General features: G+C 58.4%; 19 protein-coding genes and 1 pseudogene. 10 read left to right on the plus strand and 10 right to left on the minus strand.

Going from position 1 to position 25419, the window contains the following annotated elements; all coding sequences use genetic code 11:
* Window positions 1-320 precede the first annotated feature (320 nt).
* From CRO62_RS16500 to CRO62_RS16515, 4 genes are read left to right on the plus strand one after another with little or no spacing between them, the layout of a single operon-like run.
* A complete protein-coding gene (locus tag CRO62_RS16500; RefSeq protein ID WP_003516768.1) occupies window positions 321-1076 on the plus strand; it encodes a GntR family transcriptional regulator in 756 nt (251 codons plus the stop codon).
* 26 nt (window positions 1077-1102) lie between these two features.
* The gene (locus CRO62_RS16505; RefSeq protein ID WP_003516766.1) at window positions 1103-2125 is read left to right on the plus strand and encodes an SIS domain-containing protein; all 1023 of its coding nucleotides are present in this window, start codon (window positions 1103-1105) and stop codon (window positions 2123-2125) included.
* Window positions 2122-3288 (plus strand): N-acetylglucosamine-6-phosphate deacetylase, encoded by a 1167-nt coding sequence (gene nagA / locus CRO62_RS16510; protein WP_097100914.1) that lies wholly within the window; start codon window positions 2122-2124, stop codon window positions 3286-3288. The genes CRO62_RS16505 and nagA overlap by 4 nt, the downstream gene beginning before the upstream one ends.
* 3 nt (window positions 3289-3291) lie before the next feature.
* Complete coding sequence (locus CRO62_RS16515) at window positions 3292-4218, plus strand: ROK family protein (RefSeq protein WP_097100915.1); 927 nt, start codon at window positions 3292-3294, stop codon at window positions 4216-4218.
* Between the two features lie 6 nt (window positions 4219-4224).
* Here CRO62_RS16515 and CRO62_RS16520 read toward each other — a convergent pair.
* Window positions 4225-5482, minus strand: a pseudogene (locus CRO62_RS16520) (FAD-dependent oxidoreductase).
* 27 nt (window positions 5483-5509) lie between these two features.
* On the minus strand, window positions 5510-6211 hold the full coding sequence (locus tag CRO62_RS16525) for a phosphatase PAP2 family protein (protein ID WP_097100916.1): 702 nt from the start codon (window positions 6209-6211) through the stop codon (window positions 5510-5512).
* A 163-nt stretch (window positions 6212-6374) separates the two neighbouring features.
* Here CRO62_RS16525 and dxr point away from each other — a divergent pair, with 163 nt between their 5' ends.
* Entirely contained in the window at window positions 6375-7568 is a 1194-nt protein-coding gene (dxr, locus tag CRO62_RS16530) for a 1-deoxy-D-xylulose-5-phosphate reductoisomerase (protein WP_097100917.1), read from the plus strand.
* A 35-nt stretch (window positions 7569-7603) separates the two neighbouring features.
* On the opposite strand, the gene hemA is transcribed toward dxr, so the two are convergent.
* Window positions 7604-8821: a 5-aminolevulinate synthase gene (gene hemA / locus CRO62_RS16535; RefSeq protein WP_097100918.1), complete on the minus strand. Its 1218-nt coding sequence runs from the start codon at window positions 8819-8821 to the stop codon at window positions 7604-7606.
* A gap of 371 nt (window positions 8822-9192) precedes the next feature.
* Here hemA and CRO62_RS16540 point away from each other — a divergent pair, with 371 nt between their 5' ends.
* The 5 genes from CRO62_RS16540 to CRO62_RS16560 all read left to right on the plus strand — a co-directional run bounded on the left by CRO62_RS16540 (window position 9193) and on the right by CRO62_RS16560 (window position 18540).
* Window positions 9193-9444: a YMGG-like glycine zipper-containing protein gene (locus CRO62_RS16540; RefSeq protein ID WP_003492347.1), complete on the plus strand. Its 252-nt coding sequence runs from the start codon at window positions 9193-9195 to the stop codon at window positions 9442-9444.
* A gap of 175 nt (window positions 9445-9619) precedes the next feature.
* A complete protein-coding gene (locus CRO62_RS16545; protein ID WP_097100919.1) occupies window positions 9620-11545 on the plus strand; it encodes an autotransporter assembly complex protein TamA in 1926 nt (641 codons plus the stop codon).
* A gap of 45 nt (window positions 11546-11590) precedes the next feature.
* Window positions 11591-15751 (plus strand): translocation/assembly module TamB domain-containing protein, encoded by a 4161-nt coding sequence (locus tag CRO62_RS16550; protein ID WP_097100920.1) that lies wholly within the window; start codon window positions 11591-11593, stop codon window positions 15749-15751.
* A gap of 167 nt (window positions 15752-15918) precedes the next feature.
* Window positions 15919-16395, plus strand: a complete 477-nt coding sequence (locus CRO62_RS16555) for a chemotaxis protein CheW (RefSeq protein WP_003504949.1) — start codon at window positions 15919-15921, stop codon at window positions 16393-16395.
* Window positions 16396-16767: 372 nt separating this feature from the next.
* Complete coding sequence (locus CRO62_RS16560) at window positions 16768-18540, plus strand: methyl-accepting chemotaxis protein (RefSeq protein WP_097100921.1); 1773 nt, start codon at window positions 16768-16770, stop codon at window positions 18538-18540.
* A 43-nt stretch (window positions 18541-18583) separates the two neighbouring features.
* Here the strand turns inward: CRO62_RS16560 and fdhD are convergent, their stop codons facing one another.
* The 7 genes from fdhD to CRO62_RS16595 all read right to left on the minus strand — a co-directional run bounded on the left by fdhD (window position 18584) and on the right by CRO62_RS16595 (window position 25345).
* Window positions 18584-19399, minus strand: a complete 816-nt coding sequence (fdhD, locus tag CRO62_RS16565; RefSeq protein ID WP_097100922.1) for a formate dehydrogenase accessory sulfurtransferase FdhD — start codon at window positions 19397-19399, stop codon at window positions 18584-18586.
* Between the two features lie 275 nt (window positions 19400-19674).
* Window positions 19675-20085, minus strand: coding sequence for a F0F1 ATP synthase subunit epsilon (locus CRO62_RS16570; RefSeq protein ID WP_003516751.1), 411 nt, complete (start codon window positions 20083-20085; stop codon window positions 19675-19677).
* A gap of 129 nt (window positions 20086-20214) precedes the next feature.
* Entirely contained in the window at window positions 20215-21669 is a 1455-nt protein-coding gene (gene atpD / locus CRO62_RS16575) for a F0F1 ATP synthase subunit beta (RefSeq protein ID WP_003516750.1), read from the minus strand.
* A 23-nt stretch (window positions 21670-21692) separates the two neighbouring features.
* Window positions 21693-22571: a F0F1 ATP synthase subunit gamma gene (locus CRO62_RS16580; protein WP_045021190.1), complete on the minus strand. Its 879-nt coding sequence runs from the start codon at window positions 22569-22571 to the stop codon at window positions 21693-21695.
* A 30-nt stretch (window positions 22572-22601) separates the two neighbouring features.
* Entirely contained in the window at window positions 22602-24131 is a 1530-nt protein-coding gene (gene atpA, locus CRO62_RS16585) for a F0F1 ATP synthase subunit alpha (RefSeq protein ID WP_097100923.1), read from the minus strand.
* A complete protein-coding gene (locus CRO62_RS16590) occupies window positions 24131-24697 on the minus strand; it encodes a F0F1 ATP synthase subunit delta (protein ID WP_026330904.1) in 567 nt (188 codons plus the stop codon). The genes atpA and CRO62_RS16590 overlap by 1 nt, the downstream gene beginning before the upstream one ends.
* Window positions 24698-24958: 261 nt before the next feature.
* Window positions 24959-25345 carry a phage infection protein gene (locus tag CRO62_RS16595; RefSeq protein ID WP_019566060.1) on the minus strand — a complete coding sequence of 129 codons (387 nt, stop codon included), beginning with the start codon at window positions 25343-25345 and terminating at the stop codon, window positions 24959-24961.
* Window positions 25346-25419 lie beyond the last annotated feature (74 nt).

The following is a 25419-nucleotide window of genomic DNA, read 5'->3' on the forward strand; positions in this document are numbered from 1 at the left end:
GTTAAATTCGATCTCGCAAATCCTCGTGAGGACCGGAGACCGATTTCCCCAGCGGAGACAGGCGCAAGATAGAGCGCCGCCAGCCACCGATACAAAAACAATACCAAAAAAATGCCAATCGTCTATAGCAATTCCAATTGCCGGAAATTTTTTTTGGTTAATGCGAAAATTTCAAGCAAGAGGCCTTATTATTCGGCAAATAATCGAAAAAACCACCGATTAATCGTACAAATCCACTAATGGTTCTATTTTGGTATTGCCGATTGTGACGCATATGGTATAGCCGGAATTCGCCACATCGATTGTGACAGAGGTTATGGATGAACGGGGCAGCGCTTAATCTGGACGACCTGCAATCGGGAGGCGGCGGCCCGCTTTACCTGAAACTGCGTCAGACGATTGAAGACGCCATCAATGGCGGCCGCCTCAAACATGGCGATGCCCTGCCGCCCGAGCGCGACATTGCCGAAAGTGCCTGCGTCAGCCGCGTCACGGTGCGCAAGGCTGTGGACGATCTCGTTCGCGACGGACTTCTCGTCCGCAGGCATGGCTCGGGCACCTTTGTTGTCAAACCCATCACCCGTATGCAGCAGCCCTTGACCAAGCTTACCTCGTTTACGGAGGATATGCGCCGCCGGGGAATGGTGGCGAGCACGCGCTGGCTTGAAAGAGGCCTGTTTTACCCCACCGGTGACGAGATGATGGCTCTCGGCCTTTCCCAATCCGCCATGGTTGCCCGGTTGACGCGACTGCGCCTTGCCAACGACCAGCCGATCGCACTCGAAGTCACGAGCCTGCCGGGCGATATTCTGCCGGACCCGCAGCTGGTGGAAAACTCGCTTTATCAGGAGCTTGCGAAAAGCGATATTCGCCCCGTCCGCGCTATCCAGCGCATCTCCGCGCGTAACCTTACGGATGAGGAAACGATGCTGCTTGGGGTTCCCCCGGGGTCTGCTGCACTTTCCGTCCAGCGCATGGCCTATCTCGAAAGCGGCCGCCTCATGGAAATATCGCGCGCCCTTTATCGCAGCGACGCCTACGATCTCGTCGCCGAACTGACGATGACCTCCGACTGAAACACATCGACCAAGGACAGAAAACGATGACAACCCTGATGCGCCAGGAAATCAACGAGATTCCCGATGCCGTCGCCCGTCTGCTGGACAATACCAGTGCCGACTTCCGGCAGGCCGGAGACAAGCTGAAGGCCCGTGACCCGGCCGTTATCGTCACCATTGCGCGCGGATCGTCCGATCACGCCGCGCATTTCCTGAAATATGCGATCGAGTTACAGACAGGGCTTCCAGTCGCCTCGCTCGGCCCTTCGCTCGCCTCGATCTACCAGACGAAACTGCGGCTGGAACGGGCGGCAGCCTTTGCCGTATCGCAATCGGGCAAAAGCCCTGACATCGTCGCGTTGGCGGAGAGCGCCCGCAAGGGCGGAGCGCTTACCTTCTCCCTCGTGAACACCCTGCCCTCCCCCCTTGGAGACGCAGCCAATCACGCCATCGACATCCAGGCGGGACCGGAAAAGGCGGTTGCCGCAACCAAGTCCTTCGTCAACTCCATTGTCGCCGGTCTGGCCATCCTTGCCGAATGGACGGAAGACAGCCTGCTCGCGAAGGCCGTCAGCACCCTGCCGCAGAACTTCGCCAAGGCGATCGCACTTGACTGGAGCCATATTGGCGAGGCTGTGAAGGGTGAGGATTCACTTTATATGCTGGGCCGAGGGCCCGCCCTTGCGATTGCTGCGGAAGCCGCACTGAAATGCAAGGAAACCTGCGAGCTGCACGCGGAAGCCTATTCGTCGGCAGAAGTCATGCACGGTCCGGTTTCGCTGGTCGCACCGAAATTTCCGGTGATCGCCTTTGCCGCGCGCGACCGCGCCGAGACCTCCGTTACGGATATTGCCGCAAGCCTTGCCCATAAAGGCGCCAATGTTTTCGTCACATCCGCCAAAGGTAGCCCGGCCAAGCCCTTGCCCTTCGTGGAAACCAACCATCCCCTGACCGATGCATTGCTGCTTATCGCACCGTTTTACGGCTTCATCGAGCAATTGTCGCGCGCAAGAGGCTTCAACCCGGATGCTCCCGTGGCATTGAAGAAGGTGACTGAAACCCAATGAGCGGCATAAAGGCATTTGTCGGCGCCCGCATTTTCGACGGCGCCGAATGGCATGATGACAAGGTGCTCCTGATCCGCGACGGGCGCGTTGCCGCTGTCCTGGACAGCGTGCCAGCCGACGCCGAAGTGATCGATGTGAATGGGTTGTTGATCGCGCCGGGCTTCATCGACCTTCAGGTCAATGGCGGTGGCGGCGTCATGTTCAACAACCAGCCGGATGTGGCTGGCATTGCCCGCATCTGCTCCGCCCACGCCCAGTTCGGCACGACGGCTTTGATGGTTACGCTCATTACCGACCGGTCGGACGTGACTTCCAGGGCGGCGCAGGCGGGCATTGCCGCCGGCAAGGAGCATGTGCCCGGTTTCCTCGGCCTGCATTTCGAGGGGCCGCATCTTTCCGTCGCGCGCAAGGGCACGCATGATCCGGCGCTGATCCGCAAGATGGAGACAGACGACCTCGCTGTCCTGACCGGCTGCAAGGCGGAACTCCCCTTCGTGCTGACAACCATTGCCCCGGAAAATGTTACTGTCGAGCAGGTTGCAGCACTCAGCGACGCCGGCATCGTCGTCAGCCTCGGCCATACCGACACCGGTCTCGATGTTGCGACGGCCTATGCTGATGCAGGCGCATCCATGGTGACGCATCTCTTCAATGCCATGAGCCCGCTTGGCCACCGCGAGCCGGGGCTGGTCGGGGCCGCACTTTCGAACGGCAAGTTGCATTGCGGGCTTATAGCCGACGGATTTCATGTCGATCCGGCCGCAATCGGCATTGCGCTGCGCGCCAAGAATGGCCCGGCCCGCATCTTCCTTGTCACCGACGCCATGTCCACCATCGGCACGGATGATGACGGTTTCGAACTGAACGGCCGGCGCGTCTATCGCAACGGTGGACGGCTAACGCTGGCCGACGGCACGCTGGCGGGAGCGGATATAGACATGCTCTCCTGCATCCGCTTCATGCGTGAGAAGATGGAAATGCCGCTGGAAGAAGCTTTGCGAATGGCATCCGCCTATCCCGCGCAGGCAATCGGCGCCTCCGGCAAGGGAAAACTCCTGGCCGGTTTCGATGCTGATTTCGTGATGCTGACACCAGACCTCCAGATGCATTCAACATGGATTGGTGGAGAAAAAATCTACGATGCCACACCTTCCGGAGTCTGAACCATGATCGTTTGTTTCGATATTGGCGGAACGACCATCAAGGGCGCGATTGCCCATGCCCCGGACGATATTCGCCCCGTACCACGTATACCAACGCCCAAAACCAGCTTCGAAGACTTCGCCGCAGGCCTGAAATCCGTCATCGACAACAGCGGCGGCACACCCGACTGCGTATCACTGTCGATCGCGGGCGTCATCGATCTTGATACGGGAAAGGCGACAGTCGCCAATATTCCAAGCATTCACCGCAGAACGTTAAAAGACGATCTGGAAAAAGCCCTGAACCTTCCCGTTATCGTTTCGAACGATGCGGATTGTTTCGTGATCGCCGAATCGGAAATCGGCTCCGGACAAGGACATCGCGTCGTCTTCGGCGTTATCCTTGGAACAGGTGTCGGCGGCGGGCTGGTGATTGACGGCAAGCTCATCAACAGCGACGGCGGTTTTGCCGGCGAATGGGGACATGGGCCAGTGGCCGCGACGTTGGCCGGCAATCCACCGGTATCGCTGCCGCGATTCGAATGCGGTTGCGGCCTCACCGGCTGTGTCGACGCGATCGGCAGCGCGCGCGGCATGGAAAAGCTGCATCTGCATCTTCACGGGCAGGATATGACCAGTGAGGATGTTATTGCCGCCTGGCAGGCAGGCGATGCGCAAGCCGCGAGAACCATCGATGTACTCATTGATATTCTCGCCTCGCCGCTGGCGATGGTGATCAATGTCACCGGCGCAACCATCGTGCCCGTCGGCGGCGGGCTTTCGAATTCAAGGGAACTCGTGACAGCTCTGGACGAGGCCGTCAGGGGCCGCATTCTCAGGCGCTTCGACAGGCCGCTCGTCGTGCCTGCCATTTGCCGGATTGAGCCGGGGCTGATCGGTTCGGCCGTTATCGGGCTGAAATATGCCAAGGAAATCGTGACCGCGGCTTAAGCCGCGTCACACCGTCTCGATCTTTTCCCGACGAAAGCCCAACCCCACCAGCCGGCCCGGTCAGATGGGCAAAAAGTGGAAACCGCATGATCGCCCGAACGATGGCGGGTGGGCCTTTTGGCTTTTCCGCCGTTTCCGTCTGCTCTTTCTTGCGACCAACACGCATCATCCGCTGCAAGAACTGCGTGGCCTTGGTTGGAAAGGATCGCCGTTTCTCTATTGCGGCAAGGTCGTCATCGGCAATGGCCCGGCCGGATGTGAATACCGGCACCAGAACATTGGCCGCAGCAACCGCGTCCTGAATGGCAAGATTGATGCCGACACCGCCGACGGGCGACATGGCATGGGCCGCATCGCCGATGCAGATCAGGCCGGGTTTCCACCAGCGCTTCAACCGGTCGATACGGACGGTGAGCAAATGCACGTCATCCCAGCTCGTAATTTCGTCGAGCCTCTCGCGCGGGAAAGGGCAGATCTCCGCAACCCGGTTCCTGAAGGCTTCAAGTCCCTCAATCTTCATGTCAGCGAAAAAGCCCTTGCGCACCACGTACCCGCATTGCCAGTAGTCACCGCGGTTGATCATCACGAAACCCTGCCGCGAACCCGCATGGCCCATGGTGTCGGCCGGATCACCCGGCTGTTTCGAAAGGCGCATCCACAGCACCTCGGTCGGGATGCCGAAGCGCTGTACTTCAAGCCTCGCCGCCTCGCGGACGATGGAGTTGCGGCCATCCGCGCCCACCACCAGATCGGCGGCGATCTCGATTGCGCCTTCCGGCGTATTGACCATGAGGCCACCAACACGCCCGTCGCGCTCGATCAGGCCGGTTACCGGCGCATTCATCAGCAGCCGGAAATTCTCATATTGCCCGGCCTTCCCAACGATGAAATTGAGAAAATCCCATTGCGGCATGAAGGCAATGAAACGATGATGGACCGGCAGCCGCGAAAAATCCGCGATCGTGATACGCTCGCCGCCGATGACTGCGTTCAGCCGTGGCGCACGCGTATGCGGGAGGCTCAGGAACTCCTCGGCGAAACCCAGTTGCTCCATCAGTTCAAGCGTGGAGGGGTGGATGGTGTCGCCGCGAAAATCGCGCAGAAAATCTCCGTGTTTCTCGACAACCGTTACGTCTATACCGCTGCGGGCAAGCAAAAGGCCGAGTATCAGGCCGGCCGGCCCGCCACCGGCCACGACGACGGACGTGCGGATGTGCTGAACGGCCCTGCCGTCATTCTCCGGCACGACTTTCGCTTCTTCCATCACCTTCCCCCTGTCCGTTAAACGTCTCTATCGTGCATCCGCCGCCGGCAGGTTCGCATTTTTCGGCTGCGGCCAGCCATGTGCGTCGAAACGGAAAAGCATTTCAGACCGGGCAAAGATAAAGGCGAAGGCCATGGCCGTCCACATGCCAAGCAACAGCCCGGCGGCCACATCGCTTGGATAATGCGCGCCGACGATGACGCGCGAAACACCAATGACAAGCGCAAGCAGCAGGAACGCCCAGCGGAAGCGCGGCATCAGCATGGCGAAAACACCGAAAAACGCCCCGGCAGCCGTCGAATGGCCTGACGGAAAGCTCTCATAAAGATTGTCACCGGTAAAAGGCGTGAGGCTGTAGGCACCCATTTCCAGAAAAAGCTCCGGCCGCGCCCGCCCGATCAGGAATTTCAGCGTGTGGACCAATACGCTCGCCGTTCCGATCGTCAGAAAGAAGTAAGCGAGAAGCCGCCATGCCGTTCTCAGCCGGCCGGCATAGGTCCGCGCCTGCAGTACCCGCGCGCCGACATAGGCGAGTATGGCAAGAGCGCCGGTGGAATAAAGCATCCAGCTGAACGTACCGAAATCGGTAATGGAGCGATTGAAGGAAACTATCCTTCCCGGCAGGGCCTGAGCATGTTCCGAAAGGCGTGGGTCTAAAGGAATAAAGACCAGAACCAGCACAAGGCTTGCCGCAAAAATCCAACCGCTGGAAACCAGAAAACGTCGCATCAATATACTCTCATCGTTTTTCTTGCATATGGCTTTGCCATCCGCAAAAACAATAGCCCGGCTGTGTCCTTGTTATGACGGGTTTTCACGAGTAGAGGCTAGTGCATGTCGCCAGAAACCACGCATCGGTTTCGGGCAACCGGAAACGACCGACGGACGGAAGATGACAGATACCAGTGAAATGCCACGCAGGCTGACGATATTGGGTTCGACGGGTTCGATCGGTACGAACACACTGGATGTCGTCCGTCAGCTGGGTGGTCGCAGACAATTCGAGATTATGGCGCTCACCGGCGCTGGGAACATCGATCTTCTGGCGCAACAGGCGCGTGAGTTCGGCGCGCAGCTTGCGGTAACCGCCGAGGATGGCAAATACGAAGCGCTGAAAGTGGCCCTTGCCGGCACCGGCATTGAGGTTGCGACGGGCAAATCCGGCCTCGAAGAAGCGGCCTCGATGGAGGCCGGCTGGGTAATGGCAGCGATTGCCGGAACACCTGGTCTTGCCCCGACACTGACAGCCGCACGGCGCGGCGCAGACATAGCGCTTGCCAACAAGGAATGCCTCGTTTCCGCAGGCGATGTTTTCCTGCGCACGGTCAAACAGGGCGGCGGCAGGTTGATCCCGGTCGATAGCGAACACAGCGCGATCTTCCAGTGCCTGACGGGCGATCACAAACAGGCCGTGGAGCGCATCGTACTCACTGCATCCGGCGGACCCTTCCGCACCTGGTCGCGTGAGCAGATGGCCAACGTCACGGCAGATGTCGCCCGTGCCCATCCCAACTGGTCGATGGGGTTGAAGGTATCGATCGGCAGCGCCTCCATGTTCAATAAGGGTCTGGAAATGATCGAGGCGAAATATCTCTTCGATCTCAGGCCCGAGCAGGTGGAGGTGATCGTTCATCCGCAGTCGATCATACATTCGATGGTGGGTTATACCGATGGCTCCTATATCGCCCAGCTCGGCTCCCCCGACATGCGCACCGCCATCTCCTATGCCCTCACCTACCCTGAGCGCGGCAATCTCAACGTCGAGCGTCTCGATTTCGCCAAGCTGGCGCGGCTTGATTTCGAAGCGCCTGATGAAACCCGGTTTCCAGCACTCAGGCTGGCGCGCACGGCGCTGGAGCGCGGAGGCTTGCAGGGCGCGGCCCTGAATGCCGCCGAAGAAACCGCCTTTCACGCCTTCGTCGAAGGCGGCATCGGTTTTCTCGATATGGCCGAAATCGTCGAAACGGTCATGGACCGCATGCATGACGGTCGATCAGCCAACAGCATCGAAGACGTATTTTCGGCGGACGGGGAAGCCCGCAATCACGCGCGGGAACTGATCGCCAGCAAGGAAAAGGCCGCGTAAACGCGGCCTGATTTTCTCTTGTTTGAACTGCGGCCTTAAGCCACCGCGCGCGCCAGCGCACAATGCGACCAGAGCTGGTGCAACGCGCCGACCAACTGTTCGATGTCCGCATCGGTGTGCAGCGGTGTCGGGGTGATACGCAGGCGCTCGGTCCTGCGCGGCACGGTTGGATAATTGATCGGCTGCACATAGACGCCGTGGTTGTCGAGCAGGATATCCGAAATCCATTTGCACTTGGCGGCATCGCCCACCATGACCGGTACGATATGGCTGGGATTGTCCATATGCGGAATGCCGCGTGCATCCAGAAGACCCCGCAGCTTGCGTACCCGGTCCTGATGGCGGGCGCGCTCAAAGGGGCTTGCCTTCAGATGCTGGATCGAGGCGATTGCGCCGGCAGCGAGCGACGGCGGCAGGGCCGTCGTGAAGATGAAACCGGAGGCGAAAGAACGGATAAAATCACAGACCGCCGTGGACCCGGCAATATAACCGCCCATCACGCCGAAAGCCTTGCCGAGCGTTCCCTCGATGATCGTCAGGCGATCCATCAGGCCTTCGCGCTCGGCAATGCCGCCGCCGCGCGGTCCGTACATGCCAACGGCATGGACTTCGTCGAGATAGGTCATGGCGCCATAACGATCGGCAAGATCGCAGATTTCCTTGATCGGGGCGATATCGCCATCCATCGAATAGACGGATTCAAAGGCGATGAGCTTCGGCGCGCTTGGATCGGCTGCCTTTAGCTTTGCCTCGAGATCTTCGAGATCATTGTGTTTCCAGATCACCCGCTCGCAACGGCCGTAACGGATGCCTTCAATCATCGAGGCATGGTTGAGCGCATCGGAGAAAATGATGAGGCCCGGAATTTTCTGGCCAAGTGTGCCGAGTGTCGCCCAGTTGGAAACGTAACCCGACGTGAAGATCAGCGCCGATTCCTTGCCGTGCAGATCGGCAAGTTCCTGTTCCAGCAGGACGTGATGATGGTTGGTCCCAGAAATGTTCCGGGTGCCTCCCGCACCCGCGCCACAGTGATCGATGGCGGCTTTCATGGCTTCGATGACTTTAGGGTTCTGGCCCATGCCCAGATAATCGTTGGAACACCAGACGGTTACGTCCTTGCGCTCGCCATTGGCGTTGTACCGTGTCGCGCGGGGAAAATTGCCCTGCTGGCGTTCGATATCCGCAAAAACGCGATAGCGTCCCTCAGAATGCAGGCTCTGCAGTTCCGTCGTAAAAAATGCCTCGAAGTCCATGCCATGCTCCAGAATTGACCAGATCGTTTTCTGCCTCGACACCGGGACCGTCAACCCTTGCGAGCTGCTTTAACCACGTCTGCGTCAATTCGCCGTTGTTTTGAACCATTCCAATAAACCGTTTATAGACGCCGATGAAAAGTACAAAATTGATTCACATCAAAAAACCCGGAAATTTGGAACCTTTTTCAAACGGCGCCGTTGTTTGGGACGCAATCGATTTACGCGCGGAAGAACGCCTGAAAGAGGAGGCTTCCCTAAACGGTATCGAATTGTTAGTTATCTGTGGCGGTCGGAGGTAGCAGTCGCCGCAGATAAATATGGGACGCCTACCGAGCCGAAGAGCTCATTGTAACGTTGGAGAGAGTTTCATGAAAAAGGCAATCATATTTGCGCTGGTCGGCCTGTCGCTTGCAAGCTGCACGCAGACTGAAAAGGGTGCTTCGATCGGTGCCGTTTCCGGTGCGGTCCTGGGCGGCGCTATCACGGGCAACGTTCGTGGCGCGGCAGTGGGCGCGGCGATCGGTGGCGTTGGCGGCGCATTGATCGGCAATGCATCCGAACCGGGCTATTGCTATTATCGCGACCAGTACGGTCAGCGTTACACGGCGCGTTGCCGTTAATAGCTGCACGAGATACCGTTGCACAGAAGCCCCGGTCATCCGGGGCTTTTTGCGTTAAGGCGGGCAAAAGACAGTCCGAAGGGTCCTCAACGCCGTTTATTTATGATTAAACTGCACTGTTAACGGACAGGAAACGGGTCAGAGCCATAATAAATGCTCAACCATAAAGCAGCTTATGCGAAGAACACGGACTAACCCGAAGACAGGTATTGCGTATCGGAAAGCTGGCACCGCTCTTGCGGTTGCCCTTACGTTCGCCCTGTACCCGGCGTTTACTCGCGATGCCTTTGCCTTCAAGCTGTTCGGCGTGCGTCTCTGGGGTTCGGAAGAACCGGAGATCGAAGTGATCAATCCGGTCAAATATGCCGTGACGCTGAATGCCGCCGATGCGGACAAATCTCTCAAGGGCAGCCTGGAAAACAGCTCGCTTCTTCTGGCCGACAAGGACAAACCGGCCTCCGGCGATCTCGGCCTTCTGATCAAGGCGCGTGATGACAGGGACAGGCTGATCGCAGCGCTTTACGAAAACGCCCGATATGGCGGCATCGTCAAGGTCACGGTCGCCGGCAAGGATGTGGACGATCTGCCGCCCAATCCGGTGTTCGATCACTCCGCTCCCGTGCCCGTGGTCATCACCGTCACCCCCGGCCCGGTCTTCACGCTCGGCAATATCAGGCTCGAGGGCGATGTGACGGGCCGCAACCTTGAAGAATACGGTCTGGTCACGGGCGGCGATGCCGGATCTCTGGCAATCATCCGCGCCGGCAACAAGCTGATCGATGATCTGAAAGCCGAAGGCCGCCCGCTTGCGAAGCTGACGAAACGCGAGGCGGTTGCAAACCACGCGACGAACACGGTCGACATTACCATGGCTGCCGAAGGTGGCCCCGTGGCACCCCTCGGCGCGGTCACCGTCACCGGCGAAAAAACCGTCGACGGCGACTTCATCCGCCGTTATTCGCGCCTCAATGGCGGCGAACCCTACTCCCCGGAAAAACTGCGCAAGGCCGCAGACCGGCTGCGCCAGCTCGGCGTCTTTTCCAGTCTGACAATCAAGGAAGCAGGAACGCTGTCACGCGATGGCTCCATTCCGCTCACCATCGAGGTGTCAGAGGGCAAGCACCGTTATTTCGGCGTCGGCGCCCAATATTCCACCACGGAAGGCATTGGCCTTCAGGGGTATTGGGGCCACAGGAACCTGTTCGGGCAGGCGGAATCGCTGCGGATCGAGGGTTCGGTTTCACGCATCGCCGAAGCATCGAGCGTCGAAGGCATGGACTATTCGGCGGGCATCACCTTCACAAAGCCCGGCATGTTCAACCCGCGCACCACATTCAAGACCAGCCTGATCGCCAAGACCGAACATCCCGATACCTATGAGGCAAAGACCATAACGGGAGCCGCCGGTTTCAGTTATGAGCTGAACGACACCGATACCGCAGCAGCCGGTCTCGAGGTGCAATGGGCCGATACCGAAGACGCATTCGGCAAGAACAAATATCTGACCACCTCCATACCGCTGGAATTCGTTCGCGATACGCGCGACGACAAGCTCAACCCCACGGAAGGCTTTCGTGCATCGGTGGCCGCCAAGCCCAGCTATGAAGCGCTGAACGGCACTTTCTTTTCCTCCTTTGAAGGCTCTATTTCGGGTTATAAGGGACTCGGCGCCGAAGATCGCTTGATCATGGCCGGAAAGCTCTCCGGCGGCGTGCTCGTCGGCGGCAGCAATCTGCAGGACATACCGACCACAAGGCGCTTTTATGCCGGCGGCGGCGGATCGGTGCGCGGCTATAGCTACCAGGAAATATCGCCCTATAATGCAGCCGGTGATGCAACTGGCGGCCGCTCTTACGTGGTTGGCTCCATCGAAGCCCGTATCAAGGTCACCGATACGATCGGCATCGTGCCCTTCATCGATGCGGGTGTGGTATCCGACAGCGTGACCCCTGATTTCTCCGATATCCGGGCTGGCGCCGGTATTGGTTTGCGTTACGCAACGCCCTTCGGGCCTTTGCGTCTTGATGTCGCCATGCCGCTTGAAAAATATGATGGTGGCAACAATTTCGGCATTTATGCTGGCATCGGCCAGTCTTTTTAAACGCCGCCATCGAACACCCTAGCAACAGAGTGTAGATTACGCTTGATGAAAACGTTGATTCGATTGCTGAAATGGCTGGGCTACGCTGCTCTTTGCGGCGTGGTGCTGGTGTTGCTTGCGGTTCTGTTCGTCGGTCTTACCCCGATGGGCGCAAAAATTGCCGCAAAGCAGATTTCATCGCTCGTCTCCACGCCCGACCAGACAATCGAAATCTCTCCACCCAGCGGTCTTTTGACCAGTCGCCTGCGCCTCGACAATGTCACCCTTTCGGATCGGCAGGGACCTTACGCCCGCGTGAACCAGATCGCCGTTGACTGGTCGCCGCTCTCGCTTCTTGCCGGAACCTTCCATGCCGACCGGGTGTCGGCCGGATCGATCGATGTCGATCGCAAACCGCTTCCCGCTGAGCAAACATCGACCAAAAGCTCCGGCAGTTCGTCCCTGCCGATTGAAATCGGCATCGACAGTTTCAATTTCCCCGATATTAGCCTCGGACAATCCCTTCTTGGCCGCGACTTCGAGCTGACCGCCGAGGGCAATCTCAAGGCCGCGCAGGACGATATCAGGCTATCGCTCACCGCCCACCGGCAGAGCACGCCGGACGCTGCCGTCAATGCAGACATCGCGTTTCTGCCGAATGAAAATGTCTTGAAGTTGAAGGCGGAGATGAAAGAGCCCGAGGGCGGGCTTCTGGCCACGCTGCTCTCGCTTCCGGGCACACCCGCCGTGGCGATCGATGTAAACGGTGAAGGTCCGCTTTCTGACTGGACCGGCACTCTGCGCGGCAACGTCGCCGGCAACCCCGTGCTCAACGTCACCGGCCACCATCTACTTGGAGACGACGGCACGCGGCGTATCGAGGTCGCAGGCGGCGGCCAGCCCGATCTGCTTCTGCCCCCCGCTTTCCGACAGCTTTTTGCCGGCGAGACGAAACTTGATGCAAACGCCACGCTCTCACCACAGGGCCGCATCGAAATCGGCAGCAGCACGCTGGAAACCGGCACATTGCTGCTGACGGCCTCGGGCACCGTGGATCCGAACGGCCAGAACGATCTTAGCGCCAACCTCATCGGCACCGCCGGGCCAGTGGATTTCCGCTGGCCGCTGAACAATGGCGAGATCCAGGCCCTCATCAATGGCCTTGATCTTTCCCTGAAAGGCAACGCTGATGCCGCTCATCTCAACACCACGGCATCGTTGCGCAGCCTTTCCCTGCCGCAGGGTAGGCTTGATGATGTCAAGCTGACGGCCAGGAGCGGCAATCTCAACATTGCCGATCGTAGCGGCACCATCGACACCGTTCTCTCCGTCGCACAATCGTCCTTCGTCAGCCCGGATATCGACCGGCTGGTGCGTGCGCCGGTCACCATCAAGGCGCCGGTCAACCTCACCTCGTCGGCTATCGGCTTTGACGGCGCGACGCTGGAGAGCGCCAGTGTCGGCGGAACGCTGAACGGCAGTTTCGACCTCGCCAACAATCGCCTGACATCCAGCGTGCAGCTCTTCGCGTTGCCCGCCACCCTGCCGCCAGCGCTGGCGGAAAAATTCGATACCACCATCGCTTTGCAGGGCGATATCGACGTGATCATTGGCGGGCGCACAAGCGTTCAGAACCTCGTGGTCAAATCCGGAACAATTGAAGCGACAGGTGATGTCAGTCTCGAAAACGATGCGTTGAGCGCCAATCTGACGGGCAAGTTTCCCGCTCTCGAAAAACTGACGCCACAGGCAAAGGGCGTTGCCGATTTTGCAATTGAAGCCAGCGGCGCGCTTGCCGCGCCCGACTTCAATGTCACCTTAAGCTCCGAAAGTGCCACTCTTGCCGGACGGAAGCTTGAAGCCCTGAAGGTCAATGCCGCAGGCAAGGCCGATCCGGCCGCACCGCAGGCAAAACTGACCGCCAGCGGCAGCCTCGACCGGCAGAAGATCGACGCCAACGCCAATGTGGTGCAGACAGAAAACGGCACGGCAATACCCGAGCTTCATGTGGCAGTGGGTCGCAACATCTTGAACGGCAAGCTGCAATTCTCGCAACAATTCCTGCCATCTGGCAATCTGTCGTTCAATTTCCCGGACTTGGCCCTGCTGGCGGCACTTGCCGCGCAACAGGCAGATGGCGATATTGCCGGCGACATCGTACTCAGTAACGATAACGGCCGGATTGCCGCGACGATAAAGGCGAATGGCGGCAGTATCCGCCAGGGCACAACAGTTATTTCGAAGCTCGCTGCCGATATCTCCATTGACGACCTTCAGGCGCTCGCCATCAACGGCAAGGTCAGCGCCGACAGCGTCAATGCCGGCACCGCGGCGATTTCGGGGCTGAATGCGACCATTGGCCATTCCGGCACGACCACCAACTTCGATGTCAACGGACGCTACGACAATGCGCCGCTCGTGGTAAAAGGCAGTGCCAATACCGCAGGATCGCCGATGACCGTGCGGCTCGATGCCTTCTCGGCCGCCCCCAAGGGCATTGCCGTACGGCTCGAAAAGCCGAGTACAATTGCGATCGAGAACGGCACGGCCCGCATCTCCGATCTGACTATCATCACCGGCGACGGGCGCGTCGAGGTAAACGGCACGGCGGGTTCGACACTCGACATCAACGCCAATATCCGCTCGCTTCCCGCGAACCTCGCAAATGCCTTCGCCACCGGGCTGGATGCGGCGGGGAGTATATCCGGGACAGTGAGCGCCAAGGGCACGGCTTCGGACCCGGCGGTCGATTACAATCTGAACTGGACGAATGCCGAGGTTGCCCAGACGCGTGCGGCAGGGCTTGCAGCGCTCGGCATCAAGGCAAACGGCCGTTTCGCCGGCGGCACCCTGCAGATCGATACGAATGTAACCGGTCAGGGCGGCATGTCGCTTTCGGGCGGCGGCTCCCTCGGCATTGCCGGTAACCGTCCGCTTTCCATGGCCTTTTCCGGGAGGTTGCCCTTCTCCGCCGTTGCCGCACAAACCGCAGCACAAGGCCTCGATGTGGACGGCACCGCCGCCATCGATGTGAAGATTTCCGGCAGCGCTTCCGCGCCTGTCGTTACCGGTAGCATCACCACCGATAGTACGCGCCTGACCGATGTGCGCCGTAACCTCACGGTCAACGGGCTGGCAGCAACTGTTACCTTCGATCGTGATCGCGCCGTTATCTCCCGGCTGACGGGAAAGCTTGCGGGCGGCGGAACGATCTCAGGAACCGGTAGCGTCGGTATAACGGGAGGTTCGGGCTTTCCAGCCGACATCACGATCACGCTGGACCGCGCCGGTTACAATGATGGCACGCTGGTGACGACCGTCGTGAGCGGCACGCTGACGCTGAAAGGTCCACTTCTGAATTCGCCCGTGCTTGGGGGCAGGCTGACACTGGACAGAAGCGCCATTACCATTCCGGAGAAGCTTCCGGCCTCGCTGACGGAAATCGATGTCAAGCATAAGAACGCCCCACCACAGGTGCGCGCGCAGGCAAAGGCGCTGGGCGGTGATCAGGGTGGCAGCGGCAGTTCATCCACTATCAATCTTGATCTTCAGGTGAACGCACCAAGCGGCATCTTCGTGCGCGGACGCGGCATCGACGCAGAACTGACCGGCAATCTGACCATTCGCGGTACGGCAGCTGTTCCCGTCATCTCCGGCGGCTTTGAAATGCGCCGTGGACGGCTCGAAATTCTCACCCGCCGTCTCGATTTCAATACGGGCAAGATAACCTTCGGCGGCGGCCTCGTGCCGGTTCTGGATATGGAGGCGCAGTCCACCGCTGGTTCCGCCACCATCACGGTTGCGGTTTCCGGCAATGCCAACGACCCGACATTCGCCTTCTCCTCAACCCCGGCTCTGCCGCAGGATGAGGTTATGGCACAGCTGATCTTCGGCCAATCCATGTCCAAGCTCTCTGCCTTGCAGATCGCGCGGCTGGCGGATGCGGCAGCCCAGCTTGCCGGCGGGCGCTCCACCTCGTTGTTCGACAAGCTCCGAAGCAATCTCGGTGTCGACGATCTCGACATCTCGACGGATTCCGAAGGCCAGGCCCGCGTTTCCGCCGGCAAATATCTCAACGAGCGAACCTATCTCGAACTGCAGCAAAGCGGCGATTCCGGCGCAAAGGCCATCATCAACCTCGATGTCGGGCGCGGCGTGAAGCTGCGCGGTGAAGCGGGCGGTAATGGCGAAGGTGCAGCCGGTATATTTTACGAGAAAGAATATTGAAGTCTTCGCATTTAGGTTTGCGAAACCATCTCATGCTACGAATCTTCCATTGAAGGCGGAAAATATTGTTTCCGGCTGTTCAGGCACCAGGCAGAACGCCAAATTCGCATATGCAAGTGTCGGTGCACTTGCGCTGGCCTCCACAGCGAGCATTGGGAAGAATTCTGATGGCAATGATAAACTCTACCAACTTTGGCGGCGAGACGCTCGAAATCATCGCATTCCGCCTGCATGATCAGGAATTCTGCGTGAAGACGACGACTATCCGCGAAATTCGCGGCTGGGCGCCTTCAACGCCCATTCCCCACGCGCCGAAAGACGTCATCGGCGTCATGAACCTGCGCGGTTCGGTAATTCCGATCATCGATCTCGCACACAAACTCGGAATGAAAAGCACCGTCGCAAATGAAAGAAGCGCCATCGTGGTGGCCGAAGTGCACAACATGGTCATCGGCATGCTCGTCGACCGCGTTTCGGACATTCTGACGATCCCGGCAAATCAGGTCCAGCCGGTTCCGGAAATCTCGGCCTCTTTCGACAAGTCCTATTCCGAAGGCATCATTGCCAACGAACATGGCATGATCTGCTTCCTGAACCTTGCAAAGATGTTCAAGGGAACCGAAGCGGAAGATCTCGCCGCCTGATCGTTGCAATTCCTTTGCATGACGGCCGGTTCGCGTTCTCAGGCAACCTAAGAACAAAGGCTCAAATACGAGACTATTGACCATTGAACCAAACCGCCGGAGCACCTGCCCGGCGGTTTTTGTTTTCATGACCGTCTCTTTTATTAAATAAGAACATTTTAATATTATAGATATCTAATATTAAAAGCCGACGAACAGTACCGCGCCTACATCACATCACGCGGGGTCCGATACCTGACCGAGGCTGACAAGTCGCAAGTGCCTGCATTGCTGCCTTTGGCGGCAGAACCTGTTCGTTGTTCAACATGATACGGCGCCGACCACACCTCCTGTGCGGCAGCGCGCGCCGAGGCCGCTATTTGGGGGACGTTAATGCTGGGGTTAGGGAAAAGCGCAGACAATCGAAATATGCTCGATGCGATATCCAGATCGCAGGCGGTCATAGAATTCGATCTTAAAGGCAATATTCTTACGGCAAACAGCAATTTCTGCGTGACGCTGGGCTATGATCTCACAGAGATCGTCGGCAAGCATCATCGTATCTTCTGCGACCGGGAATTTGTCGCATCGCACGCATACCAGGAATTCTGGGAATCTCTTGCGCGCGGCGAATTTCAGGGCAAGGAATATCGCCGTATCCGCAAGGATGGATCGACCATATGGATCGAGGCCTCCTACAACCCCGTCTTCCGGTCGGGCAAACCTTATAAGGTCATCAAGATAGCGACCGACATCACAGCCAAGAAGATCAAGGCCGTAGAAGATGCTGGCAAACTCGAGGCGCTTTCACGCTCCCAGGCCACCATCGAATTTTTGCCGGATGGCACGATCATTACCGCCAATCCGAATTTCTGCGCCACTGTCAACTACGACCTCAAGGAAATCGAAGGCCGGCACCACCGTATGTTCTGCGATCCGGCCTATGCCGCATCGCCAGCCTATGCCAATTTCTGGCCGCGGCTGGCATCCGGAGAATTCATCTCGGACGAATTTGTTCGTTATGGAAAGAACGGCAAGGAGATATGGATCCAGGCCGCTTACAACCCGGTACTGGATGAGACAGGCAAGGTGGTGAAGGTTGTGAAATTCGCAACCGACGTGACGCCGCGCATGAGCGCCATCACCCTTCTCGCCGATGCCTTGCAGGCACTGGCCGAGGGTGATCTGGTGCAGCGCCTCGATAGCAGCTTCGTGCCCAGCATGGAGAAATTGCGCCAGGACTTCAACGACGTGGTCGGCAAACTTCAGTCCACCATGCAGACGATCGCTCACAATGCCTCGACAATCGCATCCGGCTCGGGTGAAATCCGCATAGCCGCCGATCAACTCTCGCAGCGAACCGAACAGCAGGCGGCCTCGCTGGAAGAAACCGCAGCGGCGCTGGAGCAAATCACCACCACCGTGACCGATGCCAGCCAGCGCGCCGGCGAGGCCGGGAAACTGGTGTTGCGCACGAGAGAACATGCCGAACATTCCGGTGAAGTCGTTCAGCAGGCAATTTCCGCCATGGACGCGATTTCGCGCTCCTCCGGTGAAATCACCAACATCATCGGCGTCATTGACGACATCGCATTCCAGACCAATCTTCTGGCGCTGAATGCGGGCGTGGAAGCTGCCCGTGCCGGCGAAGCGGGCAAGGGTTTCGCGGTGGTCGCCCAAGAGGTGCGGGAACTCGCGCAACGATCCGCCGTTGCTGCCAAGGAAATCAAGTCCCTCATTAACACCTCCCGCGAACAGGTTGCCAATGGCGTCGATCTGGTTGGCAGAACAGGCGGCGCGCTGCGGGATATTCAATCGCAAATGGGCGAAATCGATGCCAACGTCTCGGCCATCGTCGAGGCCTCGCGCGAACAGGCCAACGGCCTGAGAGAAATCAACCAGGCCGTCAACGTCATGGATCAGGCGACCCAGAAAAACGCCGCCATGGTGGAAGAAACCACTGCCGCCAGCCACGGCCTCGCCAATGAAGCGGACAACCTGCACGAATTGCTACGGCAGTTCAGAATATCGCGCGAGGGACAGATATCATCCGCCCAGCCGATCGATAAAAGACCCGCTGCAATAACGAGGCTGACAGCACCACAGCCGCGATACGCAACGGTGAGGTCTCACGGAAATGCTGCGCCCGAATGGGCGGAGTTTTAGTATGCTTCGAAGCCCGGATGCCAATGCCGGCCGGCAGCTGGCATTATAAAATAACGCGGTCCGCACGGGTGAAGATTTCGAAGTCTTCACCCCGCACCAGCGCAACAAGCGTGATGCCCGCACTCTCGGCGGTTTCGATGGCAAGCGCGGTAGGAGCCGAAATTGCTGCCATAACCGGACTACCAAGGATCGCTGTCTTCTGAACCATCTCCACCGACAGGCGACTGGTGACGGCAACAATGCCTGTCTTGGCGGAAATACCGGCATTCACAACAGTACCGGCCAACTTGTCGAGCGCATTGTGGCGACCGACATCTTCGCGCACCGCAAGCAAACCATCTTGAGGACTATAAAAACCCGCACCGTGAACGGCTCTCGTTTCGCGGTTCAGGCTTTGCGCGTCGCTCAGTGCTTTAACCGCGGCAACGATGTCATCACCGTGGATCGACATTCTCACGCCGCTCAGATCGGGGACCACGCGAACCGCCTGTTCTATGGATTCGATTCCACACAGACCGCAACCAACCGGACCTGCCATATGCCGCCGTCTCGCCCGTAGGGCATCGGCCTCCGCATCCATCAGATCTATCTGGACATCATAGCCCTGCCCGGCTTCAATGACCTCTATTGCCCGGATTTCGGTGCGTACCGAAATGATGCCCTCTGTCAGGCTGAAGCCGACGGCAAAATCGATAAGATCAGCGGGACTGGCCATCATCACGGCATGGGTGCTGCCGCCGTAAGAAAAGGCAACCGGCACCTCCTCCGGCACGGCGCGCTCACCCGTGCTAAGGGCGCCCTGTCGCAGCGCGGATCTTGCGACCCTTCGATAACTGGCTTCTATCGACACGGCGATCATCCCTCCATGACAAGAAACATGCCTTCTCGCCTGCTCCCGACCGGCAGCAGCATGTTACTTTTCACCATCATGTCTAGCCTATCGCCCCGAAAATCGGAATCGATTTCCGCAAACGTAATGAGCGGATCGAGACGCTTTTACTGGAACGAGAACTCAGATTTTTCTGCGTGCTTAAGAAAACAAGCAGTGGCCGAAAACAAAAAAGCGACCGAAACGGCCGCTTTCTGTTTTGGGTATTGTGTGGACAGTCATTCTTTCGAACCCGCCCGGTGCTTTCAAGCGGCGACGAGAACCTCATGCAGGTTCGTCAGTTCGTAGAGATGCTTTTCAAGCTTGGTCAGATGCTCGTGGTGATGATTGCCTTCCTGGATTTCGGCCTTGGCCAAATCGATGCGCTTCTGCAGCGTGTCAGGGGACATATCGTCAGCCGAAACAGCGGATTCGGCGAGAAGCGTGCAACCTGTCGGAAGAATATCGGCAAAACCACCGAAAACAACGTATTTATGGGTTTCGCCGGAGGCGAATTTCACCGTCACCAAGCCCGGCTTGATCGTCGTCATGGTCGGCGCGTGATTGGCCAGAACCGTCATCTCACCCAGCGTAGCCGGAATGACGACTTCCGTAACCGTTTCGGAAACGAGCAGACGTTCCGGGGAAACGAGATCGAATTTGAAACTGTCAGCCATGGCTATTCACTTCTTTTCAATTACGCGGGCGTCACGGACTTGTTTATTAAAACGCCGGCAAAGCCGTTCCGGTTTCACCGTCATCGTCGGCAAGGCGCGTGGTCGAACCACGCGCCCGCCAATTCATAATCAGGCAGCTTCAGCAGTCAGCTTCTTCGCCTTTTCGATGGCTTCTTCCATCGAACCGACCATGTAGAAAGCTGCTTCCGGCAGGCTGTCGTATTCGCCGTTGACCAGGCCCTTGAAGCCCTTGATCGTGTCTTCGAGTGCGACGAGCTTGCCCGGAGAACCGGTGAAGACTTCAGCAACGAAGAACGGCTGCGACAGGAAGCGCTCGATCTTACGGGCGCGGGCGACCGTCAGCTTGTCTTCTTCCGACAGTTCGTCCATGCCGAGGATGGCGATGATGTCCTGAAGGGACTTGTAGCGCTGCAGGGTCGACTGAACCTTACGGGCAACCTCGTAGTGTTCTTCACCGACGATCATCGGGTCGAGCATACGCGAGGTGGAGTCGAGCGGGTCAACAGCCGGGTAAATACCCTTTTCTGCGATCGAACGCGACAGAACCGTCGTTGCGTCAAGGTGCGCGAACGAAGTGGCCGGCGCAGGGTCGGTCAAGTCGTCGGCGGGAACGTAAATCGCCTGAACCGAGGTGATCGAACCCTTGTTCGTGGTGGTGATGCGTTCCTGCATCTGACCCATGTCGGTTGCGAGCGTCGGCTGATAGCCCACAGCCGAAGGAATACGGCCGAGCAGAGCCGACACTTCCGAACCAGCCTGCGTGAAGCGGAAGATGTTGTCCACGAAGAACAGAACGTCCTGGCCTTCGTCGCGGAAGTTTTCAGCGATCGTCAGACCGGTCAGAGCGACGCGAGCGCGGGCGCCCGGCGGTTCGTTCATCTGGCCGTAAACGAGAGCTGCCTTGGAACCTTCGCCGCCGCCAAGCTTGTTGACGTTCGACTCGATCATTTCGTGATAGAGGTCGTTACCTTCGCGGGTACGCTCACCCACGCCGGCGAATACCGAGTAACCACCGTGCGCCTTGGCGACGTTGTTGATCAGTTCCATGATGAGAACCGTCTTGCCAACGCCAGCGCCGCCGAACAGGCCGATCTTGCCGCCCTTGGCGTAAGGAGCCAGAAGGTCAACGACCTTGATGCCGGTAACGAGGATCTGGCCTTCCGTCGACTGCTCGACGTAAGACGGCGCGTCCTGGTGGATGGCGCGCTTCTTGGCCGTTACGATCGGACCGGCTTCGTCAACCGGCTCGCCGATGACGTTCATGATGCGGCCGAGCGTTTCCAGACCGACCGGAACCTCGATCGGAGCGCCCGTATCAGCGACGACCTGACCACGGACGAGACCTTCCGTCGAGTCCATGGCGATCGTGCGTACGACGTTTTCGCCGAGATGCTGAGCGACTTCGAGAACGAGGCGGTTGCCGTTGTTATCGGTTTCGAGCGCGTTGAGGATCGGAGGCAGTTCGCCTTCGAACGCCACGTCGACAACAGCGCCGATAACCTGGGTAACCTTGCCCGCGCCGTTCACCGCTGCGGTTTTCTTGGGGGTAGCTGCCTTAGCCATTATCCTTACCCTCTTTCCTTACCTCAGAGCGCTTCCGCGCCCGAAATGATTTCAATGAGTTCCTTGGTGATCTGAGCCTGACGCTGACGGTTGTAGGAAAGCGTCAGCTTGTTGATCATGTCACCGGCATTGCGCGTTGCGTTGTCCATCGCGCTCATCTTGGCGCCCATTTCACCAGCAACGTTTTCGAGCAGAGCCCGGAAAACCTGAACCGAAATGTTGCGCGGAATAAGGTCTTCCAGAATAGAAGCCGCATCAGGCTCATATTCGTAGACGGCGTTCTGCGTTGCCTCAACCTCTTCCACAACAGGAGCTGCGGCAGGAATAAGCTGCAGGCCGGTCGGGATCTGGCTGATGACGGACTTGAATTCCGAATAGATCAGCGTGCAGACGTCAAATTCACCCGCATTGAACAGTGAGATCACCTTCTTGGCGATCTGGTCGGCGTTTTCGAAACCGACCTTCTTCACTTCGCGCAGTTCGATACGCTCGATGATGTTCGCTGCGAATTCGCGACGAAGGCTGTCGTAACCCTTCTTGCCGACCGTGATGATCTTGACCGTCTTGCCTTCGGAAATCAGCTTGCGGGCTTGATCGCGGGCAAAACGGGAAATCTGCGAGTTGAAACCACCGCAAAGACCACGTTCAGCCGTGCAGACAACGAGCAGATGCACGTTGTCCTTGCCGGTGCCGGTCATCAGCGCCGGAGCGACGTCCGCCTCGACCGCCTTGGCGATGTTGGCAAGAACGGCGCTCATGCGCTGAGAATAAGGCCGGGCGGCCTCCGCAGCTTCCTGGGCGCGCCGAAGCTTCGCCGCGGCGACCATTTTCATCGCCTTGGTAATCTTCTGCGTCGCCTTTACGGAGGCAATGCGGTTTTTCAGATCCTTTAGTGAAGGCATCCGTTATCCGTCCGAGTAAAAGAGCCCTAATTACGAGAAAGACTTCGCGAAGCTATCAAGAGCGCCCTTGAGCTTGCTCTTAGTATCGTCGCTGATTGCCTTTTCCGTGCGGATGGTGTCGAGGATCGCCTTGCCTTCCGAGCGGAGGTAGGAGAGCAGACCCTGCTCGAACTTGCCGACCTGTGCGACCGGGATCTTGTCGAGATAACCGTTGACACCGGCGAAGATCACCGCGACCTGCTCTTCCGTCTTGAGCGGAGAGAACTGCGGCTGCTTCAGAAGCTCGGTCAGGCGGGCACCGCGGTTAAGCAGGCGCTGCGTGGAAGCGTCAAGGTCCGAGCCGAACTGGGCGAAGGCGGCCATTTCGCGATACTGGGCAAGTTCACCCTTGATCGAACCGGCGACCTGCTTCATCGCCTTGATCTGGGCGGCGGAGCCAACGCGCGAAACCGACAGACCGACGTTAACGGCCGGACGGATACCCTGGTAGAACAGGTCGGTTTCAAGGAAGATCTGGCCGTCGGTGATCGAGATCACGTTGGTCGGAATGAAGGCCGAAACGTCGTTACCCTGGGTTTCGATGACAGGCAGAGCCGTCAGAGAACCGGCACCCATTTCGTCGGAGAGCTTTGCAGCGCGCTCAAGAAGACGGGAGTGAAGGTAGAAAACGTCGCCCGGATAAGCTTCGCGGCCCGGAGGACGGCGCAGCAGAAGCGACATCTGACGGTAAGCAACGGCCTGCTTGGAAAGGTCGTCATAACCGATGAGGGCGTGCTTGCCGTTATCACGGAAGTATTCGCCCATGGCGCAACCGGCAAACGGTGCCAGGTACTGCATCGGAGCCGGGTCGGAAGCCGTGGCAGCAACGATGATCGAATACTGCAGGGCGCCGCGCTCTTCCAGAACCTTTACGAACTGGGCAACGGTCGAACGCTTCTGGCCGATAGCAACGTAGACGCAATAAAGCTTGTCACCTTCCGGACCATTGTCGTGAATGGCCTTCTGGTTCAGGATCGCGTCGAGAATGATCGCGGTCTTGCCGGTCTGGCGGTCGCCGATGACGAGCTCGCGCTGGCCGCGGCCAACCGGGATGAGGGCGTCGATAGCCTTGAGGCCGGTCGACATCGGCTCATGAACCGACTTACGCGGAATGATGCCGGGAGCCTTGACGTCCACGCGCGAACGCTTGGCGGCGTTGATCGGGCCTTTGCCGTCGATCGGGTTGCCAAGGGCGTCAACGACGCGGCCGAGCAGTTCCGGGCCGACCGGAACGTCAACGATAGCGCCAGTCCGCTTTACGGTGTCGCCTTCCTTGATGGCACGGTCGGAACCGAAGATAACCACACCGACGTTGTCGGCTTCGAGGTTGAGCGCCATGCCGCGAACGCCGCCAGGAAACTCGACCATTTCGCCGGCCTGAACATTGTCGAGACCATAGACGCGGGCGATACCGTCACCGACGGAAAGCACCTGACCGACTTCCGAGACTTCCGCCTCGTTGCCGAAATTTTTGATTTGATCTTTCAGAATTGCGGAAATTTCCGCGGCGCGGATATCCATCAGCCAACCTCTTTCAGTGCAAGCTTAAGGGTGGAAAGTTTGGTGCGAAGAGACGTATCGATCTGGCGAGAACCAACCTTGACGATCAGGCCACCGAGGATCGAAGGATCGACGGTAACGGAAACCGTCACATCCTTGCCGGTAACGCTCTTCAGCGCCGCCTTCAGTTCAGTTTCTTGCGCTTCGTCGAGCGCATGTGCCGAGGTGACCTCGGCGGTAATTTCGCCGCGATGGGCAGCAGCAATGGAGCGATAGGCGCGGATCATGCCGGGAACGGCAAACAGACGGCGGTTATTCGCAACGACCTTAAGGAAATTGACAGCAAGACCGGCAATACCGGCCTTCTCGCAGATTGCGGTGATTGCCTTGAACTGATCCTCGGCGGAAAACACCGGGCTCGCAACCAGACGCTTCAAATCGTCACTTTCATCGAGAAGTGCGCCGAACCTGTCCAGATCGGCTCCAACTGCCTCGACCGCACCCGCTTCCAAAGCAAGCTCGAAAAGCGACGATGCATACCTTTCGGCTACACCGGATGTTCCATGGGAGGTATCTGCCACGGGCACTTTTTCCCTGCTAATCGTCCAAGAACATCAGCGAGGGGGATCCTCCGCATCAAATTCTTGAAATCGTTTCAATTTCCCCGAAAAAGACCGGAATTCCCCCCTGCCTTTTCCCAATTTCGCGGTCCGTCTAGCATAGGACGCCGGGACTCGCAACACGCGTAATAGCGGAAAGCGCCGTTTGGGCAAGGGGGAATGCGTTTAAATTTTCCGATTCCGCCCAGGATGCGCCGCAGGTGCGGCACAAAAGCCAAAAAGCCCGTCTCAGACCAGTCCGAACACGTAGCTCAACGACAGTGCAGACAACAGAAGGTGTACAACCAGAAGTATGAAATTCCGCACTGTTGCGCCTCCATCCGAGAGAATGGAGAGAATGCCCCCGAACACGCTGAGACCGAAGGCCGCACCGAAGGCGAGATAGACCATGGGCTGCGCCAGAAGCAGGGCGGAAGCACCGAGGCCGAGATAAAAACCGGCAAGTGACGACCGCACAAGCGCGTAACCATCCCGGCGCTCGCCGATCGCCTGCAGACCGAAGGCGCGCAGAGTAACGCCTGGTGCAAACATGAAAAAGAGGCCGATCACGACCGACACCACCGCAGCGCCGAAAGCCAGCTGCTCGCCGAATTCGGCGGGAAAATAAAACTCCATCTTGTTCCCCAAATCATTTTTGCCTGCTGCGTTATGACACGGTCATGACAGCGGGAAAACGTCCCCATTGATAA

The organism is Rhizobium sp. AN6A (assembly GCF_900215635.1).
Classification (GTDB): Bacteria; Pseudomonadota; Alphaproteobacteria; order Rhizobiales; family Rhizobiaceae; genus Agrobacterium; species Agrobacterium tumefaciens.

Bases quoted from the DNA above. Each gene is read 5' to 3' on its own strand.
- dxr (WP_097100917.1), top strand. From the start codon at position 6,375: ATGACAGATACCAGTGAAATGCCACGCAGGCTGACGATATTGGGTTCG.
- hemA (WP_097100918.1), bottom strand. From the start codon at position 8,821: ATGGACTTCGAGGCATTTTTTACGACGGAACTGCAGAGCCTGCATTCT.
- CRO62_RS16580 (WP_045021190.1), bottom strand. From the start codon at position 22,571: ATGCCTTCACTAAAGGATCTGAAAAACCGCATTGCCTCCGTAAAGGCG.
- CRO62_RS16555 (WP_003504949.1), top strand. From the start codon at position 15,919: ATGGCAATGATAAACTCTACCAACTTTGGCGGCGAGACGCTCGAAATC.
- CRO62_RS16500 (WP_003516768.1), top strand. From the start codon at position 321: ATGAACGGGGCAGCGCTTAATCTGGACGACCTGCAATCGGGAGGCGGC.
- CRO62_RS16525 (WP_097100916.1), bottom strand. From the start codon at position 6,211: ATGCGACGTTTTCTGGTTTCCAGCGGTTGGATTTTTGCGGCAAGCCTT.
- CRO62_RS16545 (WP_097100919.1), top strand. From the start codon at position 9,620: ATGCGAAGAACACGGACTAACCCGAAGACAGGTATTGCGTATCGGAAA.
- CRO62_RS16540 (WP_003492347.1), top strand. From the start codon at position 9,193: ATGAAAAAGGCAATCATATTTGCGCTGGTCGGCCTGTCGCTTGCAAGC.
- atpD (WP_003516750.1), bottom strand. From the start codon at position 21,669: ATGGCTAAGGCAGCTACCCCCAAGAAAACCGCAGCGGTGAACGGCGCG.
- CRO62_RS16560 (WP_097100921.1), top strand. From the start codon at position 16,768: ATGCTGGGGTTAGGGAAAAGCGCAGACAATCGAAATATGCTCGATGCG.
- nagA (WP_097100914.1), top strand. From the start codon at position 2,122: ATGAGCGGCATAAAGGCATTTGTCGGCGCCCGCATTTTCGACGGCGCC.
- CRO62_RS16505 (WP_003516766.1), top strand. From the start codon at position 1,103: ATGACAACCCTGATGCGCCAGGAAATCAACGAGATTCCCGATGCCGTC.
- atpA (WP_097100923.1), bottom strand. From the start codon at position 24,131: ATGGATATCCGCGCCGCGGAAATTTCCGCAATTCTGAAAGATCAAATC.
- CRO62_RS16595 (WP_019566060.1), bottom strand. From the start codon at position 25,345: ATGGAGTTTTATTTTCCCGCCGAATTCGGCGAGCAGCTGGCTTTCGGC.
- CRO62_RS16515 (WP_097100915.1), top strand. From the start codon at position 3,292: ATGATCGTTTGTTTCGATATTGGCGGAACGACCATCAAGGGCGCGATT.
- CRO62_RS16550 (WP_097100920.1), top strand. From the start codon at position 11,591: ATGAAAACGTTGATTCGATTGCTGAAATGGCTGGGCTACGCTGCTCTT.
- CRO62_RS16570 (WP_003516751.1), bottom strand. From the start codon at position 20,085: ATGGCTGACAGTTTCAAATTCGATCTCGTTTCCCCGGAACGTCTGCTC.
- fdhD (WP_097100922.1), bottom strand. From the start codon at position 19,399: ATGATCGCCGTGTCGATAGAAGCCAGTTATCGAAGGGTCGCAAGATCC.